Source organism: Stutzerimonas stutzeri, from assembly GCF_038561965.1.
Taxonomy (GTDB): Bacteria; Pseudomonadota; Gammaproteobacteria; order Pseudomonadales; family Pseudomonadaceae; genus Stutzerimonas; species Stutzerimonas stutzeri_AA.
In genome coordinates this window covers 2,532,747-2,557,678 of sequence record NZ_CP139348.1, presented here as the reverse complement: position 1 = coordinate 2,557,678, position 24,932 = coordinate 2,532,747, and the positions used below count along the sequence as shown (strand labels likewise).

The following is a 24,932-nucleotide window of genomic DNA, read 5'->3' as shown; positions in this document are numbered from 1 at the left end:
CACTAGATTCAAAGTGAGGCTCCCTATTACTTCGCGATGGGTTCCTCATGCGTCGGCGCAGCCTCCTTTTGTCCACTCTTATCGGCGTGATGCCATTTGCGCTGGTCGCCTGCAGCGAACAAGCGCCATCCGATCCACGTACTGACGCGCCGCTGGTGCGTGTCGCCATCGTCCAGGGGGCAGTCTCCGGGTCGCGCTCCTTTACCGGCATAGTCGCCGCCCGGGTGCAGAGCGATCTGGGCTTTCGGGTGTCCGGTAAGGTTTTGCAGCGGCAGGTGGATACCGGTCAAACGGTCAAGCGCGGCCAGGTACTGCTGCGCCTCGACCCCGTCGATCTGAAGCTCGCCGCCCATGCGCAGCGCGAAACGGTCGCCGCAGCGCGAGCGCGAGCGCAGCAGGCCATTGACGATGAAGCCCGTTATCGCGCCTTGCGCGGCACCGGCGCGGTATCGGCGTCGGCCTACGATCAGTTCAAGGCCGCGGCGGATACGGCCCGGGCGCAGCTCAGTGCGGCCGAGGCCCAGGCTGAAGTGGCCCGCAATGCGACGCGCTATGCCGAACTGTTGGCCGATGCCGATGGCATCGTCATGGAAACCCTGGTCGAGCCCGGTCAGGTCGTCAGTGCTGGGCAGGCTGTGGTGCGACTGGCGCATGCCGGGCCACGGGAGGCGATCGTGCAGTTGCCGGAAACCCTGCGTCCTGCGGTCGGTTCTGCCGCCCAGGCCACGCTCTTTGGCAAAGACAACATCAGCGTGGCGACCCGTCTGCGCCAGCTCTCGGATGTCGCCGACCGCCTGACCCGTACCTTCGAAGCGCGCTACGTACTAGAAGGCGAACTGGCCAACGCGCCGCTGGGCACCACCATCACCTTGCAGATAGCCAACGGGCAGGCGCATGGGGCAAACGAGCTGCAGGTACCGATCGGTGCCCTGCACGACGCGGGCAAGGGGCCGGGGGTCTGGGTCATCCAAGGTGACCCGGCGCAGGTGTCCTGGCAGCCGGTTGTGCTGCAGCACATGAATGACGAGCTCGCGCGCGTCACTGGTCCGCTCAAACAAGGCGAGCAGATCGTTGCGCTCGGCGCGCATCTGTTGCGCGAAGGACAGCAGGTGCGGGTGGCTGGCCAACCTGCCATCGCGGCGGCCCAAGGAGTCCGCCCATGAGCGAGAGTCCTTTCAACCTCTCGGCGCTGGCCGTACGCGAGCGCTCCATCACCCTGTTTATGGTGTGCCTGATCACCCTGGCGGGGCTGGTCGCCTTCTTCAAGCTGGGGCGGGCGGAAGATCCGGCCTTCACGGTCAAGGTGATGACCATCGTCACCGCCTGGCCGGGTGCCACTGCCCAGGAAATGCAGGACCAGGTCGCCGAGAAGATCGAAAAACGCCTGCAGGAACTGCGCTGGTATGACCGCAGCGAGACCTACACCAGACCCGGCCTGGCGTTCACCACCCTGTCGCTGCTCGACACGACGCCGCCCTCGCAGGTGCCGGAGGAGTTCTACCAGGCCCGCAAGAAGATCAGCGACGAGGCCAAGACGCTTCCGGCCGGCGTGATCGGCCCGCTGGTCAACGACGAATATTCCGACGTCACCTTCGCCCTGTTCGCGCTCAAGGCCAAGGGCGAACCGCAGCGCCTGCTGGTGCGCGACGCGGATACGCTGCGCCAGCGACTGCTGCATGTGCCGGGGGTGAAGAAGGTCAACATCATCGGCGAGCAGGCCGAGCGCATCTTCGTCGAGTTCTCCCATGAGCGCCTGGCCACCCTGGGCATTGGCCCGCAGGAAGTGTTCGCCGCGCTCAATGGCCAGAATGCCCTGACGCCAGCTGGCTCCGTGGAAACCAAGGGCCCGCAGGTGTTCTTGCGCCTGGACGGGGCTTTCGATGAGTTGCAGAAGATCCGCGACACGCCGGTGGTGGCACAAGGCCGGACGCTGAAACTGTCGGATGTCGCCACGGTCACGCGCGGTTATGAAGACCCGGCGACCTTCCTGATCCGCAATGGCGGTGAACCGGCCTTGTTACTGGGCATCGTCATGCGCGAAGGCTGGAACGGCCTCGACCTGGGCAAGGCGCTGAACGACGAGATGGGTGCCATTAACGCCGAGCTGCCGCTGGGCATGAGCCTGAGCAAGGTCACCGATCAGGCCGTCAATATCAGCGCTTCGGTCGACGAGTTCATGGTCAAGTTCTTCGTCGCGCTGCTGGTGGTCATGCTCGTGAGCTTTATCAGCATGGGCTGGCGGGTGGGCGTGGTGGTCGCGGTGGCCGTGCCCTTGACCCTGGCGATGGTCTTCGTGGTGATGGCGGCCAGCGGTAAGAACTTCGACCGCATCACCTTGGGCTCGCTGATTCTGGCATTGGGTCTGCTGGTGGACGACGCCATCATCGCCATCGAGATGATGGTGGTGAAGATGGAAGAGGGCTACAGCCGCATTCAAGCCTCTGCCTACGCCTGGAGCCACACCGCGGCACCGATGCTGTCCGGCACCCTGGTCACCGCGGTCGGCTTTATGCCCAATGGCTTCGCCCGTTCCACGGCGGGTGAATACACAAGCAACATGTTCTGGATCGTCGGCATCGCGCTGATCGCGTCCTGGCTGGTCGCCGTGCTGTTCACCCCTTACTTCGGGGTCAAGTTGCTGCCCAACATCAGGAAGGTCGAGGGCGGCCATGCGGCGATCTACGACACCCCGCGCTACAACCGCTTTCGCCAACTGCTGAGCCGTGTCATCGCCCACAAGTGGCTGGTCGCCGGCTCGGTGGTCGGGCTGTTCGTCGCGGCCATACTGGGCATGGGGCTGGTCAAGAAGCAGTTCTTCCCGATCTCCGACCGACCCGAAGTGCTGGTGGAAGTGCAGATGCCCTATGGCACCTCGATCGCCCAGACCAGCGCCGCCGCGGAGAAGGTCGAGGCCTGGCTGGCCCGGCAGGAAGAGGCCAGGATAGTCACGGCCTACATCGGCCAGGGTGCGCCGCGCTTCTTTATGCCCATGGGGCCGGAGCTGCCCGATCCGTCGTTCGCCAAGATAGTTATCCGTACCGACAACCAGGACGAGCGTGAGGCCTTGAAACATCGGCTGCGCCAGGCGATCGCCGAGGGCCTGGCCAGCGAGGCGCGTGTGCGTGTCACCCAACTGGTGTTCGGCCCGTACTCGCCATACCCGGTTGCCTACCGGGTCACCGGCCCGAACCCGGACAAGCTGCGCGAAATCGCCGCCGAGGTGCAGCAAGTGATGGATTCCAGTCCGCTGATGCGCACGGTCAATAGCGACTGGGGCACCCGCGTGCCCACCCTGCACTTCAGTTTGCAACAGGATCGCCTGCAGGCCGTGGGGCTGACCTCCAGTGCCGTTGCCGAGCAACTGCAGTTCCTGCTCAGCGGCGTGCCCATCACCGCCGTGCGTGAGGACATCCGTACGGTACAGGTGATGGCCCGTGCGGCTGGGGATATCCGCTTCGATCCCACCCGGGTCATGGACTTCACCCTGGCCGGTGCCGACGGGCAACGTATCCCGCTGTCGCAGGTCGGCGAGGTCGATGTGCGCATGGAAGAGCCGATCATGCGCTGGCGCGACCGCATGCCGACCATCACCGTGCGCGGCGACATCGCCGAGGGCTTGCAGCCGCCGGATGTGTCGACGGCCATTACCCGGCAGCTCCTGCCCCTGATGGCGATACTGCCGAGCGGCTACCGCATCGAGGAGGCGGGTTCCATCGAGGAATCGGGCAAGGCGATGGTGGCCATGCTGCCGCTGTTTCCGATCATGCTGGCAGCCACGCTGATCATCATTATTCTGCAGGTGCGCTCGATCTCGGCGATGGTCATGGTCTTTCTGACCAGCCCGCTGGGGCTGATCGGTGTGGTGCCGACGCTGATCCTGTTTCAGCAGCCATTCGGCATCAATGCGCTGGTCGGCTTGATCGCCCTGTCGGGCATCCTGATGCGCAACACACTGATCCTGATCGGACAGATTCATCACAACGAGCAAGCCGGTCTCGATCCATTCCGGGCCGTGGTCGAGGCCACCGTGCAGCGCGCCCGACCGGTGATTCTCACAGCGTTGGCGGCGATCCTGGCTTTTATTCCGCTGACCCATTCGGTGTTCTGGGGAACGCTCGCCTACACCCTGATCGGCGGCACCTTGGCAGGCACCGTACTGACCCTGGTGTTCCTGCCGGCCATGTACGCCATCTGGTTCGGCATCAAGCCCGTCAGTCATAGCCCACTTATGGCGGCGCAGCCTGCATGAAACCCGCGTCCAATTTAGCGAGAGGAACCAACATGTCGACTTCCACCGTTGTCGTTATCACCGGCGTGTCTTCGGGCATCGGCCGCGCCACCGCAGAGCGGTTTGCCAAACGCGGTTGCCGGGTATTCGGCACCGTGCGCAACACGGTCAAAGCACAACCAATCGCGGGTGTGGAGCTGGTCGAGATGGATATCCGTGACGACGCGTCGGTGGGGCAGGGAATCCAGGCCATCATCGCCCAGGCGGGGCGCATCGACGTGCTGGTCAACAGTGCCGGTGTGACCCTGCTCGGCGCGACGGAGGAAACCTCAATTGCCGAGGCCCAGTCGCTGTTCGACACCAACGTTCTGGGCATCTTGCGCACGACACAGGCGGTACTGCCGTACATGCGTAAGCAAGGCTGCGGGCGCATCGTCAACGTCAGCTCGGTGCTGGGTTTCCTTCCGGCACCGTACATGGGGCTTTATTCGGCCTCCAAGCATGCCGTGGAAGGGCTGTCCGAGACACTCGATCACGAGGTGCGCAAGTTCGGCATTCGCGTCGCGCTGGTCGAGCCGTCTTTCACCAAAACCAACCTGGACCTCAACGCACCCCAGGCTGCCTTGAGAATTCCGGCCTACGACAGCGAGCGCAGCGTCGTTTCCCAGGCCATCCAAAAAAATGTTCAGAAAGCACCACAGCCCGATGAGGTCGCCTTGACCATTGTCGAGGCCGCTTTGGGCATCTGGAGAATGCGGCGTACGCCCAACGGCGAGGCCTCTCTGCTGAGCAGGTTGCGCCGCTTTATGCCGGCTGGCCCGGTCGATGCCGGTCTGCGCAAGACCTTTGGCATCGGCTGAGAGCGCTTCGGCTACCCCTTCATCAGCTTTACCGGGAGCGAGATATGGCAATGCATAGAGAAAACCCCGTGCGCATCGTGGTCACGGGAACCGGTGTGGTCAGCCCGTTGGGCTGTGGCAGCGAGACGGTCTGGTCGCGACTGCTGTCCGGGCAGTCGGGCATTCGTGCGTTGCCTGCCGAGCTAACCGAAGGCACCGGCTGCGCGGTGGGCGGACGGGTGCCCACGCTGGAAGAAGATGAACAGGCCGGCTACGACCCGGAGCGAACCATCGCCGCCAAGGAACGCAAGAAGATGGATCGCTTTATCGAGTTTGCCCTGGTTGCCGCCGAGGAAGCCCTGGCACAGGCTGGCTGGCATCCAGCAGACGAGGCGCAGCGGCAGCGCACCGCCACCCTCATCGCTTCCGGTGTCGGCGGCTTCGGTGCCATCGCCGAGGCAGTCCGCACTACGGACAATCGCGGCCCGCGCCGGCTCTCGCCATTCACCGCGCCTTCATTCCTGGCCAATATGGCCGCCGGTCATGTGTCAATCCGGCACGGCTTCAAAGGGCCGCTTGGGGCACCGGTGACCGCCTGCGCGGCCGGTGCGCAAGCCATCGGCGATGCGGCCCGACTGATCCGTAGCGGCGAAGCGGATATCGCCGTGTGTGGCGGGAGCGAAGCCGCGATCCATCGGGTCACGCTCGGCAGCTTCGCCGCCGCGCGTGCGCTGTCCAGCGGCTTCAACGACCGTCCTCAGGAAGCGTCGCGCCCGTTCGACCGTGATCGAAATGGCTTCGTCATGGCCGAGGGTGCCGGTCTGCTGGTGATTGAATCGCTGGAGCATGCGTTGGCCCGCGGCGCTCAGCCGTTGGCGGAGCTGGTCGGTTATGGCACCAGCGCCGATGCCTATCACCTGACTGCCGGCCCCGAGAACGGCGACGGCGCTCGCCGCGCCATGGAACTGGCATTGCGACAAGCCGGCATCGAGGCCAGTGAGGTGCAGCATATCAACGCCCATGCGACCTCCACGCCAGTGGGCGACCGTGGCGAGCTGGCGGCCATCCGCTCAGTGTTCGGCAGTGGATCGGGGGTGGCGATTGCCTCGACCAAGTCCAGTACCGGGCATCTGCTGGGAGCCGCAGGTGGGGTCGAGGCCATCTTCACCGTTCTGGCGCTACGTGATCAGGTCGTCCCGCCCACGCTGAACCTGATCAACCCCGACGATGCGGCCGCCGGGCTCGACCTGGTCGCCCTGAACGCCCGGCACATGCCGATCAATTACGCACTATCGAACGGCTTCGGTTTCGGCGGCGTCAACGCCAGCCTGCTGTTCCGCCGCTGGAAGCCCTGAGCATGAGCCAACCCGCGCAGAAGGACGCGCGTCGCGACAGACGCCGGCGGGAGATACTGTGGGCGGCGAGCGATGTATTCACGGTGTTCGGCTTCGAGCTGGCGAACATGCAGGCCATCGCTGATTCCGCCGGGGTGACCAAGGCTACCCTGTATGCGTATGTCGGTGACAAGGAGCAGCTTTTCCGGGCCGTTATGGATTACTGGCTGGAGGAACTGCCGGAGCCGAAACTGTCGAGCCAGGCGAAGGGCGGGTTGCGCGCCTGCCTAGAGAAAGTCGCAAGTGAACTGCTGCAGCAAAGCGAGCATCCGGCCTTTCATGCGCTCACCCATATACTGCTGCGCTCCAACCGGATTCCACAGAAGCGTTGGCGACAACGCTATCGTTCGTACCAGGGCTATCTGGAAAAGGCCCTATCCCAGTCTACCCGCTGCACCGATCCCGGGCAGGCTGCCATCCAGTTTCTGTTGCTGGCGGTGGGAAGCCTCGATTGCAGCAACCCCATGTCGGTGAATGAATCCCGTCTCACTGCTGCTGTGGAAACGTTCGCTCAAGCCTACGCATGAGTCGCCCGATATGAGTTTCACTCAAGCTGATTCGTCCCTCGTTTTAGAGATTCATGCGGATGTCCGCTTTTGGCTGTGGACTCAACCGGTGAACGCAACACACTGAACCCTGCGTAAGCAGGAGGGTGTTGCAGATGAAGCAAAGACCTCGGATCTACTACACCGAAAGCCAGAAGGCGTTGATGTGGGATCGCTGGAAGGCAGGTGATTCGCTACAGAAGATCGCGCAGCTGTTCGATCGAAACCACTCTTCGATCCAGCGAATTCTTGCCGAGACAGGAGGCATCCGCCCAGCCGCGCGACGACGCTCCAGGTTGTCGCTAACGCTGGTTGAGCGCGAAGAGATCTCACGTGCACTTGCAGTTGGTCAGTCGATTCGGCAAATCGCACTACGCCTGGAGCGCGCCCCATCCACCGTCAGTCGCGAGATTAGCCGTAACGGTGGTCGTCGGTCTTACCGCGCTAACGAAGCTGAACAAGCGGCATGGGATAGGGCTCATCGCCCGAAGCTGTGCAAGCTTGCTCAGTGTCCGAAGTTGGCGCAGCTTGTTGCGGAGAAGCTTCAGATTCAGTGGTCGCCCGAGCAGATCGCTGGATGGTTGAAGCGAACATACCCGGACGCGGCCAGTCAGGTGTCACACGAGACCATCTGCCGGAGCCTCTTCATCCAGGCCCGTGGCGCATTGAAGAAGGAATTACTGGAGCATCTGCGCCGCAGCCGGGCCATGCGCCGCTCACGCCATCACACCCAGAAAACTGACAACCATGGCCGCGTCAGCGATACGATTTCCATCAGCGAACGGCCAACCTGCGTTGAGGATCGTGCGGTACCAGGGCACTGGGAAGGGGATCTTTTGTGCGGCAGCAAGAATAGCCAGATTGCCACGCTGGTAGAGCGCCATAGCCGCTACGTGATGCTGGTAAGGTGGGTGGAAAAGATACCGAGGCAGTGGTGAACGCGCTGATCGAAAATGCCCGGCGACTGCGTCAGGAGCTCTACCGATCACTGAACTGGGATCGCGGCAAGGAGATGGCCGCTCACAAGCGCTTTACCCTGGCGACGGACATCCAGGTCTATTTCTGCGATCCGCAAAATCCCTGGCAGCGAGGGACGAATGAAAATACCAACGGCCTGCTACGGCAGTACTTCCCGAAGGGAATGGATCTCTCGCTCTACTCGCAGGATGAGCTGGATGTAGTCGCTCGGCAGTTGAACGAGCGCCCCAGAAAGACTCTGGGATACTCGACCCCTGCCGAGTGCTTTAACCACGCTGTTGCGTCGACCGGTTGAATCCACAGCCGATAGCGGCCTATCTCGAACGGCGGTTCGGATCGCTCCCTGCCAGTGAGGGTCATGAAGCATGTCGATAGTCGAAGCATTGGTTGGTCGGGCGCAATGGGTGGGCACGTCGCTGCAATTGCCATTAAGTACTGAATTGCCGTTCTGCTGCAAAAATGCCGGCGCCGATCATGCTGGGCCTTCTACTCTCACCAGGTAGACGTGCGGCGTGCGCAAATCGACCAGCTCATCAATGGAGAGTGTGACCTCCTCATAGTCCGACGCGGGCGATGGAAAGCCCGCCGGCACGCGGCTGTCGACGTATTGGAGAAATGTCGGAGATGGGCCGAGCTGGCCGAGAGTGTTAGCGAGAGAACTCGATGTTTCTTACGTCAGAAGAGCTTGAACAACTGACCGGATATCAGAAGGTATCAGCACAGGCTCGCTGGCTGACTCGCGAGCACCTGCCGTTTGTTAGAGGGGGAGACGGTAAGCTGAAGGTGCTCCGCCAGGTTATAGAGCAGCGTCTTGGCCTCAAGCCCCAGCCAAAGCGGGAGCCCCAAATGCGCCTCAGCAGAACGTAACCCTTCCTCTGTGATTGACCGGTGATTGACCATGAAAAAAGAGGAGGGCGTTTTTAAGGGAGGTATATCGCTGAGAATTCCGTAGTTAGTGGTGCCCGGAGCGGGGGTCGAACCCGCATACCCTTTCGGATGAGAGATTTTAAGTCTCTTGCGTATACCAATTTCGCCATCCGGGCGGAGACTGCACTGCAGTGTGCCGATGGAGAATCGGCGGCGCAGGACTATAGCGAGCCTCCGTGGCCCACGCAACCAGAACGACCGGTATCTCGAACACCCGCGCCGGTCGAAAGGGACCACCAGCTCGGTAACAGTCGACGGATCTGCGGTCGGCCGAAACGATCGTCGATCAGGTGCACGACACCTTCGTCATCCTGGGTACGGATGACTCGGCCAGCCGCCTGGACGACCTTCTGCAGGCCGGGGTAGAGGTAGGTGTAGTCGTAACCGAGGCCGCGTCCGAAAATCTCGTCGAAACGCCTCTTGAACTGCTCGTTGACCGGATTGACCTGCGGCAGACCGAGGGTCGCGATAAATGCACCGATCAGGCGCCGGCCAGGGAGGTCGATACCTTCGGCGAAGGCGCCGCCGAGCACGGCGAATCCGATCCCTTTGCTGTGTTCGGTGAAACGACCGAGAAAGTCATTGCGGGCCGCCTCCTGCATGCCGCGGGTTTGCTCCCAGAACGGAACATCCGGGCACTGTTCGCGCAATAGGGCGGTCACCTGCTGCAGGTAATCGAAGCTGCTGAAGAAGGCCAGATAGTTGCCGGGGCGGGCGCGGTACTGCTCGGCGATCAGCTCGACGACGGCGCCCAGCGAGGCTTCGCGGTGCTGGTAGCGCGTCGATACGTGTTCGGCCAGGCGTACCTGCAGCTGATGACTCTGGAACGGCGAATCGACTTCGATCCAGGCGCTGGCGGCAGGCAAACCCAAGGTGTCGGCGTAGAACCGTCGCGGATTCAGCGTGGCGGAGAACAGCACGCTGGAATGTGCCTGCGTGAGCCGCGGCTCTAGAAACGGCGCGGGAATCACGTTGCGCAGACACAGGCACGAACGCTTGGCCGTGCCACGGCCTGTGGCCGGCAGCAGGCTGATATCGAAAAGAGAATGCTCGCCGAACAGTTCGGCAATCCGGCAGAAGTGCATGGCATCGAAATAGGCGCGTTGCAGGTCCGCATCCAACATCGCGGGCTGCTCACCCAGATAATCGGTGATGGCGCTGACGGCCTGTTGCAATGCACCTAGCAGCTTTACCGGCAGCTCGGTTTGCACTTGGTAAGTTGCTGTCTGCTCGCGATGCAGTTCGTTCCAGCAGCGCTGAACACGACTCAGCGGTCGCTTCAGCGGTGCGGGTGCCTTGCTGCCAAGGCCGGCGAAGGCGCGCTGGTCGAGGTCCGCGCTGTACATGCCGCGTGCCCGTTCGAGCAGGTTATGCGCCTCGTCTACCAGCAGGCAGGCGCGCCAGTCGTTGCTCAGAGTCAGGCCGTAGAGCAGGGCGCTGATGTCGAAGTAGTAGTTGTAATCACCCACCACCACGTCAGCCCAGCGCGCCAGTTCCTGGCTGAGGTAGTAGGGACAGAGCTGATGGGAGAGGGCAATGTCGCGCAGCGTCGCCTGATCGAGCATGCAATGCTGCAGCGCCTCAGCACGGGCCGCGGGCAGGCGATCATAGAACCCTTTGGCCAGTGGGCAGGAATCGCCATGGCAGGCCTTGTCCGGGTGCTCGCAGGTCTTGTCGCGCGCTACGAGCTCAAGCGTGCGCAATGAATCAGCGCCGCTGCGCTGCAGGCTTTGCAGGGCATCCAGCGCGAGACGGCGGCCGGACGTCTTCGCGGCGAGAAAGAACAGTTTGTCCAGCTGCTGACCGGGAAACGCCTTGAGCTGCGGAAATAGCGTGGCAAGGGTCTTGCCGATACCGGTCGGCGCTTGCGCCATGAGCGTGGTGCCAGTGCAGGCCGCCTTGTACACCGCTTCGGCCAGTTGCCGCTGCCCGGAGCGGAAGTCTGCATAGGGAAAACGCAGCGCGGTCAGCGCCTGATCGCGCGTGGCACGGTGGGCCAGCTCCTGTTCGGCCCAGTCGACGAAGGCCTGGCATTGCACCTCGAAGAAGCTGCGCAGGTCTGCCGCTGTGTGCCGCTCGATGAACAAGGTCTCCTTGTGGCTGACTATGTCGAAATAGACCAATGCCAGTTCGACTTCAGCGAGCCCGCGCGCCTGACACAGCAGCCAGCCGTAGATCTTCGCCTGCGCCCAGTGCAGCTGGCGGTGATTGGCGGGCTGACGTTCCAGGTCGCCACGAAAAGTCTTGATCTCTTCCAGCCGGTTGCGCGTCGGATCGTAACCATCGGCGCGTCCGCGCACGTTCAGTTGCCCGTACTGGCCTTGCAGCGCGACTTCGCGCTCGTAGCCTTCACCGCGCCGTGCGGTGACCTGGGCATGACCGGCGATGCCTTCCAGCGCAGTGGGCGAGGGGGTGAAACGCAGGTCCAGATCGCCGACCTTGGCGGTGAACTCGCAGAGCGCACGCACCGCGACCTGATAGCTCACGCTGTTGCCTCGGCCCATTGCACATGGCAGGCCGCAATCGGGAGCCCGTGCTGGTGGGCATAGTCGATCCAGCGTTTCTGGTTGTCCTGCAAGCGATCGCCCGGTCCCTTTACCTCGATCATGCGGTAGCGGCCTTCCTTCGGCCACAGCTGGATAAGGTCCGGCAGGCCGGTGCGATTGCCGCTGACATCCGCCAGGATGCGCTGGAACATCAGCTTTAGATGGCCGGCGGGAATGCAGTCGAGCGCGAGCGCCAGCAGCTGCTCGTCGACCAAGCCCCAGACGACGAAGGCGTTGTGGACGCCGAGCTTCGCCTGGAAGGTGCGCCAGATGCAGTCACGGTAATCGTCGCTGTCGAGGCAGGTCAGGCAGGCAGCAAACAGGTCGGCACGCCGCTGATAAAAATCGGCGCGGTTCAGATCGGCCGGCGCCAAGTGAAATGGATGGAAGAACGCACCGGGCAGCGGAGCGAAGATCGCTTCCCAGCACAGCAGGCCGAACAGGGAGCCGACCAGTGCGTTCTCGACGTAATAGACCGGCGCGTCAGCCGTAGAAAAGTGCTCGCGCACCGCGTGTTCGACGCTACAGCCGGGTCTAGGCAGAACCAGCTCGAGCAGCTCGGGCTTGCGGCTACGAGAGCGATCCGTCGGGATGCCGAGGCTGCGCTGCAGGCGCGGCAGAATGCGCTGCAACTGCTGCGATTCATGCTCGTTCTGCGGTGATGCCTGAGCCTGAAGCAGCAGTTCCAGTGCCGCGGCCGGCTGGTCGCAGCGTTCCAGCACCCGAATCGCGCGTTCGCGTGCGCCCGGATAGGGGTTGGCGGCATGCAACCGCAGCGCCTCGGGCAGCTCCCCGAGCCGTTCGAGCTGCTGGCCGATACGCAGTAGCAGCTTGCCGCGGCGACTTTCCAGCCAGGCGTTGGCATACGGCGTAAGTGGCACGTCGGCCAGCACATCGGGCAGCGGCTCGCCCGCATCGAAGCGCTCCCGGCAGCGATGCAGATGCAGATAGGCATCCAGATCGGCGCGGCAGGTGAAGGCCCGCGAGGTCGGCGAAAAGGCGACTTGCTCGTAGCGATAGATACCGAGATCGGCCAGCACGAACTCCGACCAGTCCTGATGAATGTTGCCGAAGAACAGCAGGCGCAACCGCTCGCAGAGCTCGTCGATGCATAGCGCGAAAACCGCGTCCTCGATGTGGCAGCACCACGCCTGGAAGGGCTTTGCCGCGTCATGGAGCGCCCGCAGACTCTCCAATAGCTCGGCCTTGCGCAGGCTGGCGGGTGCAGCCGCTCCGAATACCTGCAATAGCTCGCCTTTGGTCATCAGCGCGAACAGCTGCTCCAGCGTCAGCGCCCGCTCAGCGTCGACCCAGCCCTGTTCGATCAGCGGCAGCGCTGCGTGGCGTGGGCAGCCGATCTCGGCATAGTGCAGCTTACCCGCGCGAAACAGCGTGCCCTTGCGCATCACCATGCGCACCAGCAGCGCCTGGGAGGCTTGGGGCAACAGCGAGAAACGGTCGATGAAGGCTCGTTCGGCTTCGTCCAGCAGATCGCCATGGTGACGACTCACCCAGGCCAGCACCTGCTGGAAGTTGTCGAGATAGTAGAAGGGATTTTCCAGGGCCTGACGCATTGCACATCCGCTGAAACTGGGGGCACGGTCGACCCGCTCAAAGACTGGCTATTTATACAGTTTAAGCGGATTTTGGCAATCATCGGGTGATCAGCGGAGGGGAGCAGGGCGGCAGGATTGCCGCCCGGTGAAGCGATCGAAAGGACAGATCAGACCGTACGCGAGAAGCGCCCGCGCTGCTCGCCGCCGAGGTAGGCATCGAAGGCCATCGCCACGTTGCGCATCATCAGCTGCCCTTGCGGCAACAGCACCAACGCATCGTCGTGCAACTCGACCAGACCGTCTGCAATCGGCTCGGCCAGCTTGGCCAGTGACTCGGCGAAATATTCGCGGAAGTTGATGGCGTGCTTGCGCTCGATCTGCGGGTAGTCGATGCGGCTGTGGCACATCAGCGACACGATCACGTCCCGGCGCAGACAGTCGTCCTCGCTCAGCTTGTAGCCACGATGCACCGGCAGCATGCCGTCATTGAGGCGCGCGTAGTACTGCGAGAGCTCCTTGACGTTCTGGCTGTAGCTGTCGGCAACCTTGCCGATGGAGGAAATGCCCAGGCCGATCAGGTCGCAGTCGGCATGGGTCGAGTAACCCTGGAAGTTGCGTTGCAGCGTGCCATTTGCACGGGCCAAGGCCAGTTCGTCTTCCGGCAGCGAGAAGTGATCCATACCGATGTAGATGTAGCCAGCCGCGGTGAGGCGCTGGATGGTCAGCTCCAGCAGTTCGAGCTTGCGCTCTGGTGGCGGCATGTCCTCGGGGCGGATGAGTTTCTGCGCCCGTACCAGTTCCGGCAGGTGCGCGTAGCTGTACGCCGCGATGCGATCGGGACGGATGTCGATGATCTTGTCCAGCGTGACGTCGAAGCTGGCCACCGTTTGCAGCGGCAGGCCGTAGATCAGGTCGACGCTAATGGACTTGAAGTGAGCATCACGGGCAGCCTGGACCAGCTCGCGAGTCTGCTCCTCGGTCTGGATGCGGTTGACGGCGATCTGCACTTGCTCGTCGAAGTCCTGCACGCCAAAGCTCAGGCGGTTGAAGCCGAGCTTGCGCAAGCTGTGGATCTGCTCGGGCGTGACGGTGCGCGGGTCGACTTCCAGCGAGAACTCGTGGTTGTCGCTGTCATCCATGTTGAACGCTTGATGCAGGCTGGCCATCAGGTCGGCCAGCTGCTCGCTGGTGAAGTAGGTCGGCGTGCCGCCACCCAGGTGCAGCTGCGTCAGTTTGCGCGAGCGATCGAACAGTTCGCCCTGCATCGCGATCTCGCGCTTGAGGTACTCGAGGTACTCGATGGCGCGATCGGTCTTGTGGGTGATGATCTTGTTGCAGGCGCAGTAGTAGCAAAGGCTCTTGCAGAACGGGATGTGGATATACACCGACAGCGGCTTGGGCGGTTGCGCCTGATTGCTGCGCGTGGCGGCGGCGCGGTAGTCGTCTTGGGCGAAAGCCTGGTGAAACTGCGGGGCAGTGGGGTAGGAGGTATAGCGCGGACCGGGGCGGTCGTATTTCTCGACCAGGGCCCGGTTGAAGCTCGGCAGTTGGTCCATGTTCGGTTCACCTAAGGGTTGAATGCGGAGTCAGGTGCGGAACGCGGTGTCACCCTCGGGTGTGTCCGGCTCAGGCAGGTCATGGGCGCGGATTATGGACGATTCGATCCGGCGCGCCGACTGTCTCAGATCAAGAATAGTGCCCCAATGACACCCCGGGCCGCGCTGTTGCGCGAACCGGATGTGCGGTTGGGGCGGATGGCGCGAGGCGCAAAGCGGCCTCGCAATGCTAGATCAAAGCTTGAACTGGCCGACCAAGCGGTTCAGTTCGGATGCCAGGCGCACCAGTTCATCGCTGATCTCGGACGTCTGCGTTGCGTCGGCCGAGGTGGTATCAGCGATCCGGCTGATCGTCGAGATGTTGCGGTTGATCTCTTCGGCAACCGCACTCTGCTGCTCGGCGGCGGTGGCGATCTGGGTGTTCATCTCGTTGATGGTGCCTACTTCATCGGCGATCACGCCCAGGCTCTGTGCGGCTTTCTCAACACATTGCGAACCGGAGCGGGCCCGCAGTTGCGCTTCTTTCATCGCCAGCACTGCATTGCGTACACCGCTTTGCAGCTGTTCGATCATGGCCTGGATTTCTTCGGTGGACTTCTGCGTACGCGAAGCAAGCGTGCGTACCTCATCGGCCACCACGGCGAAGCCTCGGCCTTGCTCGCCGGCGCGTGCCGCTTCGATCGCAGCGTTCAAGGCGAGCAGGTTGGTCTGCTCAGCGATGCCGTTGATCACGCCGAGCACCATGTCGATGCTGGCGCTGTCACTTTCGACCCGCTGAATCACTTGCGCTGCTTTTTCGATTTCGGCGATCAGCAGTTCAATGCCATCGAGCGCTTCGGTCGCAACTTTCACGCCGGCCTTCGACTCGGTATCGGCTCCGGTGGATGCCGTGGCGGTCTGGTTGGCGTTACGTGCCACTTCCTGCACGGTCGCACTCATTTCGTTCATCGCCGAGGCGACCATGTCGGTCTCGCTGCGCTGCTCATTGACTGCTGCCAAGGTCTTCTCGGCCACATGGGAAACGCGCTCGGATACATCCGTAAGCTGGTGGGTGACGCCAGCAACAGCTTCCAGACTATGACGGAACTTACCGATCATGCGGTTGAACGCATCGCCCATGGCGCCAATCTCGTCCTGGGCGCCGATCGCCACACTGCGGCTCAGATCTTCATCTTCGGCCATGCTATTCATGGTGTGGCGCATGGCAGTGATGCGCCGGATGATCACGTGGCGCACCGTCATGCACATCACCGCCACGCCGATGACCAACAGCAGTAACTGGATTGCGCCACTGATTAGGATGTTGCGGTCGACCTCATGATCCAGCGCCTTGAGGTCGTAGCTGATACGCACGGCGCCCATCACTGCGTTCTCGCCGACCTGGTGACAGGTCAGGCAGTTGGTGCCACGGTAGTCGGCGTGCGCAAGGATGGGGTTGATGACGGTCAGCACGCGGCCGCCATCCTGCTTGTTCACCTGAATGATTTCCTCACCGCTCAAAGCGCGCCGGTCCAGTGCGTCAGCCGGTGCCTGATGCTCGTATCCCGGGCCGAACACCTTGGTGATTTCCTCACCCCGAATGATGCGAGCGTCAATGACACCTGGTCGAGCGAGAATCTTGTTTCGCAGCACCTCGCGCTGAGCCATGGTTCCGGTAAGCATCATGGTGTTGATGCTATCGAAATAGGAGTCGGCTGCATCCTTGGTCTGCTGCTCGACTACCTGGAGAACCAACCGCTTCTCCGTACTGGCAGCGATAAACAGCGAGGCCGACATGATCGCTACCAGCACCAGAACGAGGGCCAGGTTGATCTTTGTCTGCACGGACATTTGGCGAGAGGCGGAGTTGTTCATGGTTTTCCTTAGTACTACTGCCACTTGGGCGTAGCTGCCATTGCGCACTGATTGTTCTGTTTGCCACGACGCAGCGATGAGCTGGCAATCTGAAACCGCTATCGGCGATCTGCCGGGTTTCTTGAAGATCGATGCGAATGGTAGCCATCCGCCATTACGGGGCGCGCTATGGTATTGCGTTCCGGTCGGGATGAAGCGCGTTAGTAGACCAATGACTATGCAAATACAGCTTTCAATGACTCAGATCAGTGGAGCGCCCCGTCCGTATGGGTGCAATGTGGCCATCTGGCTGTCACGTAACGCAGATAGATAGGGTTGTGGCGCCATGCTTTAGCTTGGTGCGAACGAATGAGGAGCCGGGTCCTGCTTTACAGAATGGCAAAGCGATATTAGCGTTGCCGACCCGTCTAGAATGGCGTCCGTGGGATTGCCTTGGATAGCGGGCATATTTTCTGCATTCGCTCATGGCGCTCGCTGCGAACCCCTATGGAAAACGATGGTCGTAGGCTCTACGCCGGCAAGGCCGGGCAATACCGCAAGGCAGCTGCTGAACCGACAAGCAGTGCATCGACTGGAACCTTCATTTCAAGGACTCACATGATCAAAAAATGCCTTTTTCCCGCTGCCGGATATGGCACACGTTTTCTTCCCGCAACCAAGGCCATGCCCAAGGAAATGCTGCCGGTGGTGAACAAGCCGCTGATCCAGTACGGGGTAGAGGAGGCACTGGCTGCGGGCCTTAGCCAGATTGCGATCGTCACCGGGCGCGGCAAGCGCTCGCTGGAAGACCATTTCGACATCAGCTACGAGCTGGAACACCAGATCCGCAACACCGACAAGGAAAAGTATCTGGTCGGCATCCGTCGCCTGATCGACGAATGCAGTTTTTCCTACACGCGTCAGGTGGAAATGAAAGGCCTGGGTCACGCGATTCTAAGCGGCCGTCCGCTGATCGGCGACGAGCCGTTCGCCGTGGTGCTAGCCGATGACCTTTGCATCAACCTGGACGGCGACCCCGTGCTGGCGCAGATGGTCAAGCTGTACAACCAGTTCCGTTGCTCGATTGTCGCAATCCAGGAAGTGCCGCCGGAAGAAACCAGCAAATATGGCGTGATCGCCGGCGAAATGATCCGCGACGACATCTTCCGCGTCAGCCACATGGTTGAGAAGCCTAAGCCGGAAGACGCGCCGTCCAACATGGCGATCATCGGCCGCTACATCCTCACGCCGGACATCTTCGACCTGATCGAGCAGACCGAGCCGGGCAAGGGTGGCGAAATCCAGATCACCGACGCACTGATGCGCCAGGCTCAGGATGGCTGCGTACTGGCATACAAGTTCAAGGGTCAGCGCTTCGACTGCGGTAGCGCCGAGGGCTACATCGCGGCGACTAACTTCTGCTACGAGCACTTCTACCTCACCGGTAAGGCGTTCTGACAGCCGGGTCTGGCAGAATTCCTGCGGGTGGGCTTCAGCCCACCGCCCGCTACCTTTAGTGGGTACGGACCTGGATCCTCGCAAAGCCACCTTCGGGTGGCTTTTTGCATTTCAGGGCGACGGAATATCCTCCGCGCCGGGCCCGAGGGGTTGGCCGTAACTGAACTCGACATAGTTGCCGGCTGGGTCACGCAAACCGCAGTAATAGCCTACCGGGTAGGGCTCATCGCGCGGCGCCCATATCAGACAGCCGTCTTCGCGCGCGCGATCTGCAATCGCATCCACTTCCTCCCGACTGGCAAGCGCAAAACCGAAATGGCTGTAGTCGTCCGCCGCCAGTGATCGATCCTTGCCGCCGGGCATGATCACGAATATGAAATCCCGCTCTTTCCCAGGCTCCGCCATCCAGACGATGCGCGAGCCCTTTCCCGGGCGCTCATGAAACACATGCATGCCACAGAATCGTGCATAGAATTCGATACAGGCTTCCAGATCCGGCACGTGCAGAGCCAGATGGGTGAGGGTAGGGCGCATGCGGCACTCCTTCGGTGAATCAGGCCGAAAGCCTGGGTTATGCTGTTCACTACAGAAGGAGACAACATTACATGGCTTACGACTTCGATCTATTCGTCATCGGCGCAGGTTCCGGTGGCGTGCGTGCGGCGCGCTTCGCCGCAGGCTTCGGCGCCAAGGTGGCAGTTGCCGAAAGCCGCTATCTGGGCGGCACCTGCGTCAATGTCGGTTGCGTACCGAAAAAACTGCTGGTCTACGGCGCGCACTATGCCGAAGAGATCGGCCAGGCGCAGGGTTATGGCTGGACAATCGACGGCGCAACCTTCGACTGGAAAACGCTGATCGCCAACAAGGATCGCGAAATCCAGCGGCTCAACGGTATCTATCGGAGCATTCTGGTCGATAGCGGCGTAACACTTCTGCAGGCCCATGCCCGTCTGGTGGATGCTCATACCGTCGAGGTCGAAGGCAAGCAGTACAGTGCAGAGCATATTCTGATCGCCACCGGCGGCTGGCCCTATGTCCCACAGATTGCCGGTCGCGAGCACGCCATTACCTCCAATGAAGCCTTTTATCTCGAATCCCTGCCGCGGCGCGTATTGGTAGTGGGCGGCGGTTACATCGCCGTCGAATTCGCCTCGATCTTTCATGGCTGCGGCGCGGACACAAAGCTGCTCTATCGAGGCGAGCTGTTCTTGCGTGGCTTCGATGGCTCGCTGCGCGACCACCTGAAGGACGAGATGATCAAGAAGGGCGTCGACCTGCAGTTCAACGCCGACATCATTCACATCGACAAGCAGGCCGATGGCAGCCTGCTCGCCACGCTGGAAGACGGCCGCACGCTGGAAGCGGACTGCATCTTCTATGCGACCGGTCGCCGCCCGATGCTCGACAACCTGGGGCTGGAGCAGGCCGGTGTAGCACTGGATGCCCGCGGCTTCATCGCCGTCGATGATGAATACCGCACCTCGGTGTCGTCCATTCTGGCTATCGGTGACGTGATCGGCCGCGTACAGCTGACGCCTGTTGCACTTGCTGAGGGCATGGCCGTGGCACGGCGACTATTCAAGCCGGAGCAATACCGCAAGGTCGACTACACGACCATTCCGACTGCGGTGTTCAGTTTGCCGAATATGGCGACTGTTGGACTGACCGAAGAAGAAGCGCGCGAGAAAGGCTACAAGGTGACGGTGTTCGAAAGCCGTTTCCGGCCAATGAAACTGACCATGACCGACAGCCTCGAGCGCAGCCTGATGAAACTGGTGGTGGATTCCGAGACCGACCGTGTGCTGGGTTGCCACATGGCCGGGCCGGACGCAGGGGAAATCATGCAAGGGCTGGGTGTGGCGCTGAAAGCTGGCGCAACCAAGCAAGTGTTCGACGACACGCTGGGCATTCACCCGACGGCGGCGGAAGAGTTCGTCACCATGCGCACGCCCGCCGCGATCTGAGGACGGGAAGGGCGTGCCAACTGAGGTGGCACGCCAGATGACTCAGTGATGATGCCCTGATGCAGCACCGCCGGCAGCCGGGGCATCTACTTCAATGCTGACCTCAGTGGTGATCTCGCCGCCATTCTCGAACTGCAACGTAACCGGAAAACTCTCCCCAGCGACCAGCGGCTGCTTGAGCCCGAACAGCATCAGGTGGTTGCCGCCCGGCTTGAACTCCACCTTGCCAGCAGCCGGTACGTCGACCGATTCGATCTGCTGCATTTTCATCATGTCGTTTTGATGTACGTGGGTATGCAGCTCAGTCTTCTCGGCGCGGGATGTCTGTGCGCCGATAAGGCGCTCAGGCTGCTCACCGCGATTTTCCAGAACGAAATAGACTGCACCGGTCGGAGCGCTTGGAGGCATCGCGCGCGACCACGCCTGACTCACAGCGAGCTCAGTCGCAGCTGCTTGCGCAGGCGCGTGGTGGTCGTGGCTGTGTTCCTGCGCGACGGCAGGCAGACAAAGCGCCGCTAGAGCGCTGGCGGCTAGTAAGCGAAGCAGCATAAGAGAACTCCAGTTCCGTTGAGATGGCGCCATATTACGCCGCTTGTCCCCTAGCGGTACCGGCATACTGCGTACCATGCTGTATGCCGCCAGTGGCGCCCGCTAAGGTGTGCCAATTTGCCACGGCCGCAGTCAAGACACTATATTGCGGCGCCGGCCCGCGCGCGCCAGCCGCACTAAGCCCCTGGCTATTGATCGGCGGCGCTCGGTTACAGCAATTCTCCATCCTAGAAGTCGAGTACGACCCTTGTAGAAACCAGCCAGCACGCTTTTCCGTCTCGAACAAATGAGGCATGCGTCTGTTGTTTCTCGCAGTCCGCAAGATGCGACGAGTATTTATATGGATATGGTTTCTATGGGCTCTGCAAAATCTGGATTTTTCGCTTCTTGTGTTTCTGCAATTGCTCTGACTGCAGTGTTCACGACCACTTGGTGGCTTCATCCTGACCGTGCCGTCTCTGGCTTCGCAGTAGCCGCTAGCTCCGTGGAGCTAGCGGGCGCGAGCCCTTTCTACAGCACTCGCTTTGCATCATCTGACCTCGAAGAGTTCGTGCATGCGTCGTCGGTGACTTCGCTGCCGCGCGGCGGGTTGATGGCCGTCTGGTTCGCAGGCTCGAGAGAGGGCGCCGCGGACGTTCAGATTCGTGGCGCGCGGTATGACGCCATAGCGGCGGAGTGGGGCGATGAACTGGTTTTGGCAACCCGAGAGTCGACTCAGCAGGCAACCCGCAAGCACATACGCAAACTGGGCAATCCCGTGATTGCGTTGGCCCCAGACAACAGGTTGTGGCTCTTTTACGTGTCTGTATCGATCGGCGGCTGGGCTGGCAGCGCCATCAATACCATGTACTCGGATGACTTTGGCGAAACCTGGTCGACCCCGAAGCAGCTGATTACCACGCCGTTCCTGAACGTCAGCACGTTGGTTCGCAACGCCCCGGTATTTCATAGCGACGGCACCATAGGCTTGCCGGTTTACCATGAGTTTCTGGGCAAGTTCGCCGAGTACCTCTATATCAGTCCCACCGGTGACGTCATAGGCAAGAGCCGGATCAGCATGGGCACCGACTCTCTGCAGCCCACAGTGGTGCCGATGGACGAGCAGAACGCTATCGCGATGCTGCGTTACGCAGGTGCCACGCACCATCGCGTGCTAGCCAGCCGCACCGAGGATGCAGGCAGGACGTGGAGCAAGCCGTTCCCAGTTGACCCCGCCAACCCCAATTCTGCGCTAGCGGCGGTAGCTACTCCCAATCATGGGCTGCTAGTCGCCTTGAATGACCTCGAGGACGGACGCTTCCGCCTTCGCTTGATGGAAACCAATTCCAGCCTCGAACTCTGGACGCCGGTAATAGACCTGGACGAGTCGCCTGATCCTGAAGGCAACCCGTTCAGCCCCGAGGTTTATCGGGACATAATCGGCGACAAGTTCCGCCTCTCCAGTGGGCCGCGGCGCCTCTCGTTGGTCGATGAGTTTCTGGCAAATCTCGACCGGCGGGTTTGCCAGACTCGCGGCTGCGACTTCGAGTACGAGTATCCCTATTTCATCAAGAGTGCTGATGGTCTTTACCACCTGGTGTACTCCTGGAATAACACATTCATTAAGCACGTCAGCTTCAATGATGCCTGGCTATTGGAGCAGCTCTGATGCCTGAACTTTGGCAAGCACATCTGACCTTTGCGCTATTCGCATACGTGGTTCTTCCCGGTTTTGGCCGCGGTCGGATTGCCCAGTTGTTTCGTCTTTTCCTTCTGCTGGCGGTCAGCTTCGTTACTGTGGATGGACTTTCCCTCGCCGCTTACATGCGCAGCTTCACCGACGATGTCGCGATTACAACGCTGGTAATTCTGGCCTTCGCCGCAGCAGTACGCATGGGCTTACTGGACTCGCCTGGGCACAGCGCTCGCGTGCAGGTGCTAATCGTGCTGGCAGCGCTGGCGCTTTTTCTTTACCCGGCAACGATGGGTTTGTCCTACCTGGATCCTTATCAGCTTGGTTACGACCCGCGCCCGCTGCTTGCGGTTGTAGGTCTGCTAGCGTTGGGGTTGCTGTTGCTGAGGAACTGGTTGGGCGCGTGCATGCTCGGTCTGGCGACCTTGGCGTTCAGCCTAGGACTCAAGCCTTCGCCTAATTACTGGGACTACTTGCTAGACCCCTTCATCGCGCTGTTCAGTTGTGGCGCGTTGATTGGCTACGCATACAGGATGCTCGTGCGTAAACCAACGGTTGCGCAGTGAAAGAAACGGATCAGCCATAGGGCTGCGCTTGGCGGTTCGATAATCAGAGGTTTGAATGATGGGTTGGGTTAGTTCGCGACGGTTGCACTACTGGTTCGCTGCTGTCGGGGTTCTGTTCATCACGCTCGCGGTGTTGCGCGGGATCTTCTTCGTCGGTTTTTCCGGATTCGACGCCAGTGCGCTCGGTGAAGTCGATGGCCTGTCCGAAACGCTGGGAATCGGTCTGCGCTTCGACCTTCGCCTTGCCATTCTGCTGATGCTGCCGGTCGCCTTGTTGGCATGGTTGCCTAAATGGAATCTGACCCGCTCACGTACCGTTCGGTGGCTAGCACGGCTGTACCTTGCGCTGGCGCTCGGAGCGATGATGTTGGTCTACATCATCGATTTCGGGCATTACGCCTATCTCGGCGTGCGTATCAACGCCACCGTATTGCGCTTTCTTGAGGATGCGCAGATTTCCACCGATATGGTCTGGCAAACCTATCCAGTGGTATGGATTACCCTCGGCTGGGCTGCGGCCACTGCGCTGGTCTGGTGGCTACTGGTGCGCATCGAGCGCGTGACGCTGGATCGCCCGGCAAAGCCCATCAGCCGCCTCTCGTTGATCTGGGGCAGCGCGTTGATGGTCGTGCTGGTCTTCGTCGCCATTCTGGGGCGCGTCGATAATCTCAATCTGGAAAACCCGGTGCCTTTGCGTTGGAGCGACGCTTTCTTCTCGGGCGATAGCCAGATTGCCGCGCTCGGCCTGAACCCGGTGATCTTCCTGTACGACACCTTGAAGGTTCCCAATCAACCATATGATCGTGAGCAAGTCGAAGCCCATTACGACGTGGTCAGTCGTTACCTGGGCGTTGAGCAGCCTGATGCGGCGTCGCTGAATTTCAGCCGAGAGCAGAGCGTCCAACCGTATGCGCTTGCTGGAAATCAGCGGCCGAACGTGGTGTTCGTCATGCTTGAATCCCTGGGCACCAGCGCAGTTGGCGCCTATGGCAATCCACTGAATCCCACGCCTAACATCGATCGGCTGGCCAAGCAGAGCTGGTTTTTCAAGAGCTTCTACGTACCCGTCACCGGCACCGCAAAAACCGTCTGGGCCAGTATCTCTGGCGTACCGGACGTTTCACGCCAGGAAACCGCAACGCGTAATCCGCTGATCACCCGCCAGCACAGCCTCGTCAATGCGCTGCAGGGCTACGACAAGTACTACATGATCGGAGGTAATTCCGGTTGGGCGAACATGAATGCGCTTATTCGCCAGAGCATCGACGGTATCCAGCTGTACGAAGAGCGACATTGGAAATCACCGATGGTCGACGTATGGGGCGTTTCGGATCTGGACCTGTTCAAGGAAAGCGACCGAATATTTCGGGAGCAGGGGGAGGGCAAGCCATTCTTCGCCTATATCCAGACGGCGGGCAATCATCGACCGTTCACTATCCCCAAACAGAACGACGGCTTTGAAGTTCTTGATCTGCCGCTGGAAAAAGTACAAGGCGCTGGCTCCCGTAGCCTGGCGCAGTACAACGCGGTCCGCCTACTGGATTTCAACATTGGTCGCCTGATGGAGATAGCGAAGGAAGGCGGCTGGTACGACAACACCATCTTCGTCATGTTTGGCGATCACAACACACGCATCAGCCAGATACCGCATATGCCACCGGCATTCGAAAAGCTCGGCCTGGAGAGCAACCATGTACCGCTGCTGATTCACGCGCCCGAGCTGCTCGAGCCGCGTGTAATTGAAGAGGCCGTGGGCTTGGTTGACTTGCTGCCGAGTGTGCTGGGCATGGCAGGAATGGAATTTCGCAATGGCGCGATGGGCCGCGACATCCAACAGCCGTCTCCGGAAGGCGAGCGTGTGGTTCCGTTGGTTCTGCGAGAAGGTACGTTTCCTCTGATCGGCGGGGTTACCAAGGATTTCCTGTTGCAGATGCAGCACGACGGCAGCCAGCCGAGTCTGCATGACATTGCTTCATCCGAGCCGCTGGTGGACGTCGCCGAACAGCATCCCGAGGAGTTCCAGCGCCTGGTCAAACTGACACGTGGCCTTCACGAGACATCCCGATTGATGCTCTATCAGAACGTCAGGAAGGACTGAGCGTCAGGCGGGGCTCGGCGACGTTGGTCGTCGCATCCCCGCCAAGGCCGTAACGAATTCGCGGATGCCTGCTTTGATTCGAAACTCACCAGCCCAATAACCCACGTCAGCAACGGCTCGATCACAGCGACACGCGTGCTATTCGACGCACCGCAAACCTTAGCGCGAGCTGGCTTTTCTGACGGAGCCGGGGGATAGCGCCGCAGGAAGATGACCGTATAAC

Annotated in this window: 17 protein-coding genes, 1 tRNA gene and 1 pseudogene; 12 read left to right on the top strand and 7 right to left on the bottom strand. The window is 61.2% G+C overall.

The window, feature by feature from the left end; genetic code table 11:
• Positions 1-47 precede the first annotated feature (47 nt).
• The 7 genes and pseudogenes from SM130_RS11505 (at position 48) to SM130_RS11475 (ending at position 8,851) form a co-directional block, all read left to right on the top strand.
• Positions 48-1,163, top strand: a complete 1,116-nt coding sequence (locus SM130_RS11505) for an efflux RND transporter periplasmic adaptor subunit (RefSeq protein ID WP_102825901.1) — start codon at positions 48-50, stop codon at positions 1,161-1,163.
• Complete coding sequence (locus tag SM130_RS11500) at positions 1,160-4,249, top strand: efflux RND transporter permease subunit (RefSeq protein WP_102825902.1); 3,090 nt, start codon at positions 1,160-1,162, stop codon at positions 4,247-4,249. The genes SM130_RS11505 and SM130_RS11500 overlap by 4 nt, the downstream gene beginning before the upstream one ends.
• The gene (locus tag SM130_RS11495; protein WP_256044909.1) at positions 4,246-5,088 is read left to right on the top strand and encodes an oxidoreductase; all 843 of its coding nucleotides are present in this window, start codon (positions 4,246-4,248) and stop codon (positions 5,086-5,088) included. The genes SM130_RS11500 and SM130_RS11495 overlap by 4 nt, the downstream gene beginning before the upstream one ends.
• 50 nt (positions 5,089-5,138) lie before the next feature.
• Entirely contained in the window at positions 5,139-6,422 is a 1,284-nt protein-coding gene (fabF, locus tag SM130_RS11490) for a beta-ketoacyl-ACP synthase II (protein ID WP_102826135.1), read from the top strand.
• Positions 6,423-6,424: 2 nt separating this feature from the next.
• Positions 6,425-6,988, top strand: coding sequence for a TetR/AcrR family transcriptional regulator (locus SM130_RS11485; protein ID WP_102825904.1), 564 nt, complete (start codon positions 6,425-6,427; stop codon positions 6,986-6,988).
• A 134-nt stretch (positions 6,989-7,122) separates the two neighbouring features.
• A pseudogene (locus SM130_RS11480) lies at positions 7,123-8,279 on the top strand (IS30 family transposase).
• Positions 8,280-8,647: 368 nt separating this feature from the next.
• Positions 8,648-8,851, top strand: coding sequence for a DUF4224 domain-containing protein (locus SM130_RS11475; protein ID WP_102825905.1), 204 nt, complete (start codon positions 8,648-8,650; stop codon positions 8,849-8,851).
• Positions 8,852-8,940: 89 nt separating this feature from the next.
• Here the strand turns inward: SM130_RS11475 and SM130_RS11470 are convergent.
• The 5 genes from SM130_RS11470 to SM130_RS11450 all read right to left on the bottom strand — a co-directional run bounded on the left by SM130_RS11470 (position 8,941) and on the right by SM130_RS11450 (position 16,423).
• Positions 8,941-9,027, bottom strand: a tRNA-Leu gene (locus tag SM130_RS11470).
• A gap of 45 nt (positions 9,028-9,072) precedes the next feature.
• Positions 9,073-11,397: an ATP-dependent DNA helicase gene (locus tag SM130_RS11465; protein WP_102826136.1), complete on the bottom strand. Its 2,325-nt coding sequence runs from the start codon at positions 11,395-11,397 to the stop codon at positions 9,073-9,075.
• On the bottom strand, positions 11,394-13,031 hold the full coding sequence (locus SM130_RS11460; RefSeq protein WP_102825906.1) for a VRR-NUC domain-containing protein: 1,638 nt from the start codon (positions 13,029-13,031) through the stop codon (positions 11,394-11,396). The genes SM130_RS11465 and SM130_RS11460 overlap by 4 nt, the downstream gene beginning before the upstream one ends.
• A gap of 149 nt (positions 13,032-13,180) precedes the next feature.
• A complete protein-coding gene (hemN, locus tag SM130_RS11455) occupies positions 13,181-14,569 on the bottom strand; it encodes an oxygen-independent coproporphyrinogen III oxidase (protein WP_102825907.1) in 1,389 nt (462 codons plus the stop codon).
• 234 nt (positions 14,570-14,803) lie between these two features.
• Positions 14,804-16,423: a methyl-accepting chemotaxis protein gene (locus tag SM130_RS11450; RefSeq protein WP_102825908.1), complete on the bottom strand. Its 1,620-nt coding sequence runs from the start codon at positions 16,421-16,423 to the stop codon at positions 14,804-14,806.
• Positions 16,424-17,020: 597 nt separating this feature from the next.
• On the opposite strand from SM130_RS11450, the gene galU reads away from it, so the two are divergent.
• Positions 17,021-17,860, top strand: a complete 840-nt coding sequence (galU, locus tag SM130_RS11445; protein ID WP_102825909.1) for a UTP--glucose-1-phosphate uridylyltransferase GalU — start codon at positions 17,021-17,023, stop codon at positions 17,858-17,860.
• A gap of 111 nt (positions 17,861-17,971) precedes the next feature.
• Here the strand turns inward: galU and SM130_RS11440 are convergent, their stop codons facing one another.
• Positions 17,972-18,394 (bottom strand): VOC family protein, encoded by a 423-nt coding sequence (locus SM130_RS11440; RefSeq protein ID WP_102825910.1) that lies wholly within the window; start codon positions 18,392-18,394, stop codon positions 17,972-17,974.
• Positions 18,395-18,465: 71 nt separating this feature from the next.
• Between SM130_RS11440 and gorA the strand changes: the two genes are divergently transcribed.
• Positions 18,466-19,824, top strand: coding sequence for a glutathione-disulfide reductase (gene gorA / locus SM130_RS11435; protein ID WP_102825911.1), 1,359 nt, complete (start codon positions 18,466-18,468; stop codon positions 19,822-19,824).
• Positions 19,825-19,866: 42 nt separating this feature from the next.
• Here gorA and SM130_RS11430 read toward each other — a convergent pair whose 3' ends face one another.
• A complete protein-coding gene (locus SM130_RS11430; protein ID WP_102825912.1) occupies positions 19,867-20,373 on the bottom strand; it encodes a copper chaperone PCu(A)C in 507 nt (168 codons plus the stop codon).
• 355 nt (positions 20,374-20,728) lie between these two features.
• Between SM130_RS11430 and SM130_RS11425 the strand changes: the two genes are divergently transcribed.
• From SM130_RS11425 to SM130_RS11415, 3 genes are read left to right on the top strand one after another with little or no spacing between them, the layout of a single operon-like run.
• A complete protein-coding gene (locus SM130_RS11425) occupies positions 20,729-22,021 on the top strand; it encodes a sialidase family protein (protein ID WP_181019281.1) in 1,293 nt (430 codons plus the stop codon).
• Complete coding sequence (locus tag SM130_RS11420; protein WP_102825913.1) at positions 22,021-22,611, top strand: hypothetical protein; 591 nt, start codon at positions 22,021-22,023, stop codon at positions 22,609-22,611. The genes SM130_RS11425 and SM130_RS11420 overlap by 1 nt, the downstream gene beginning before the upstream one ends.
• Positions 22,612-22,669: 58 nt before the next feature.
• Entirely contained in the window at positions 22,670-24,709 is a 2,040-nt protein-coding gene (locus SM130_RS11415; RefSeq protein WP_102826138.1) for an LTA synthase family protein, read from the top strand.
• The last annotated feature ends 223 nt before the right edge of the window (positions 24,710-24,932 follow it).

Coding starts and splice junctions, on each gene's coding strand:
- SM130_RS11500 (WP_102825902.1), top strand. CDS start 1,160: ATGAGCGAGAGTCCTTTCAACCTCTCGGCGCTGGCCGTACGCGAGCGC.
- SM130_RS11440 (WP_102825910.1), bottom strand. CDS start 18,394: ATGCGCCCTACCCTCACCCATCTGGCTCTGCACGTGCCGGATCTGGAA.
- fabF (WP_102826135.1), top strand. CDS start 5,139: ATGCATAGAGAAAACCCCGTGCGCATCGTGGTCACGGGAACCGGTGTG.
- SM130_RS11475 (WP_102825905.1), top strand. CDS start 8,648: ATGTTTCTTACGTCAGAAGAGCTTGAACAACTGACCGGATATCAGAAG.
- hemN (WP_102825907.1), bottom strand. CDS start 14,569: ATGGACCAACTGCCGAGCTTCAACCGGGCCCTGGTCGAGAAATACGAC.
- SM130_RS11450 (WP_102825908.1), bottom strand. CDS start 16,423: ATGAACAACTCCGCCTCTCGCCAAATGTCCGTGCAGACAAAGATCAAC.
- SM130_RS11460 (WP_102825906.1), bottom strand. CDS start 13,031: ATGCGTCAGGCCCTGGAAAATCCCTTCTACTATCTCGACAACTTCCAG.
- galU (WP_102825909.1), top strand. CDS start 17,021: ATGATCAAAAAATGCCTTTTTCCCGCTGCCGGATATGGCACACGTTTT.
- SM130_RS11495 (WP_256044909.1), top strand. CDS start 4,246: ATGAAACCCGCGTCCAATTTAGCGAGAGGAACCAACATGTCGACTTCC.
- SM130_RS11415 (WP_102826138.1), top strand. CDS start 22,670: ATGGGTTGGGTTAGTTCGCGACGGTTGCACTACTGGTTCGCTGCTGTC.
- SM130_RS11425 (WP_181019281.1), top strand. CDS start 20,729: ATGGGCTCTGCAAAATCTGGATTTTTCGCTTCTTGTGTTTCTGCAATT.
- SM130_RS11485 (WP_102825904.1), top strand. CDS start 6,425: ATGAGCCAACCCGCGCAGAAGGACGCGCGTCGCGACAGACGCCGGCGG.
- gorA (WP_102825911.1), top strand. CDS start 18,466: ATGGCTTACGACTTCGATCTATTCGTCATCGGCGCAGGTTCCGGTGGC.
- SM130_RS11430 (WP_102825912.1), bottom strand. CDS start 20,373: ATGCTGCTTCGCTTACTAGCCGCCAGCGCTCTAGCGGCGCTTTGTCTG.
- SM130_RS11420 (WP_102825913.1), top strand. CDS start 22,021: ATGCCTGAACTTTGGCAAGCACATCTGACCTTTGCGCTATTCGCATAC.
- SM130_RS11505 (WP_102825901.1), top strand. CDS start 48: ATGCGTCGGCGCAGCCTCCTTTTGTCCACTCTTATCGGCGTGATGCCA.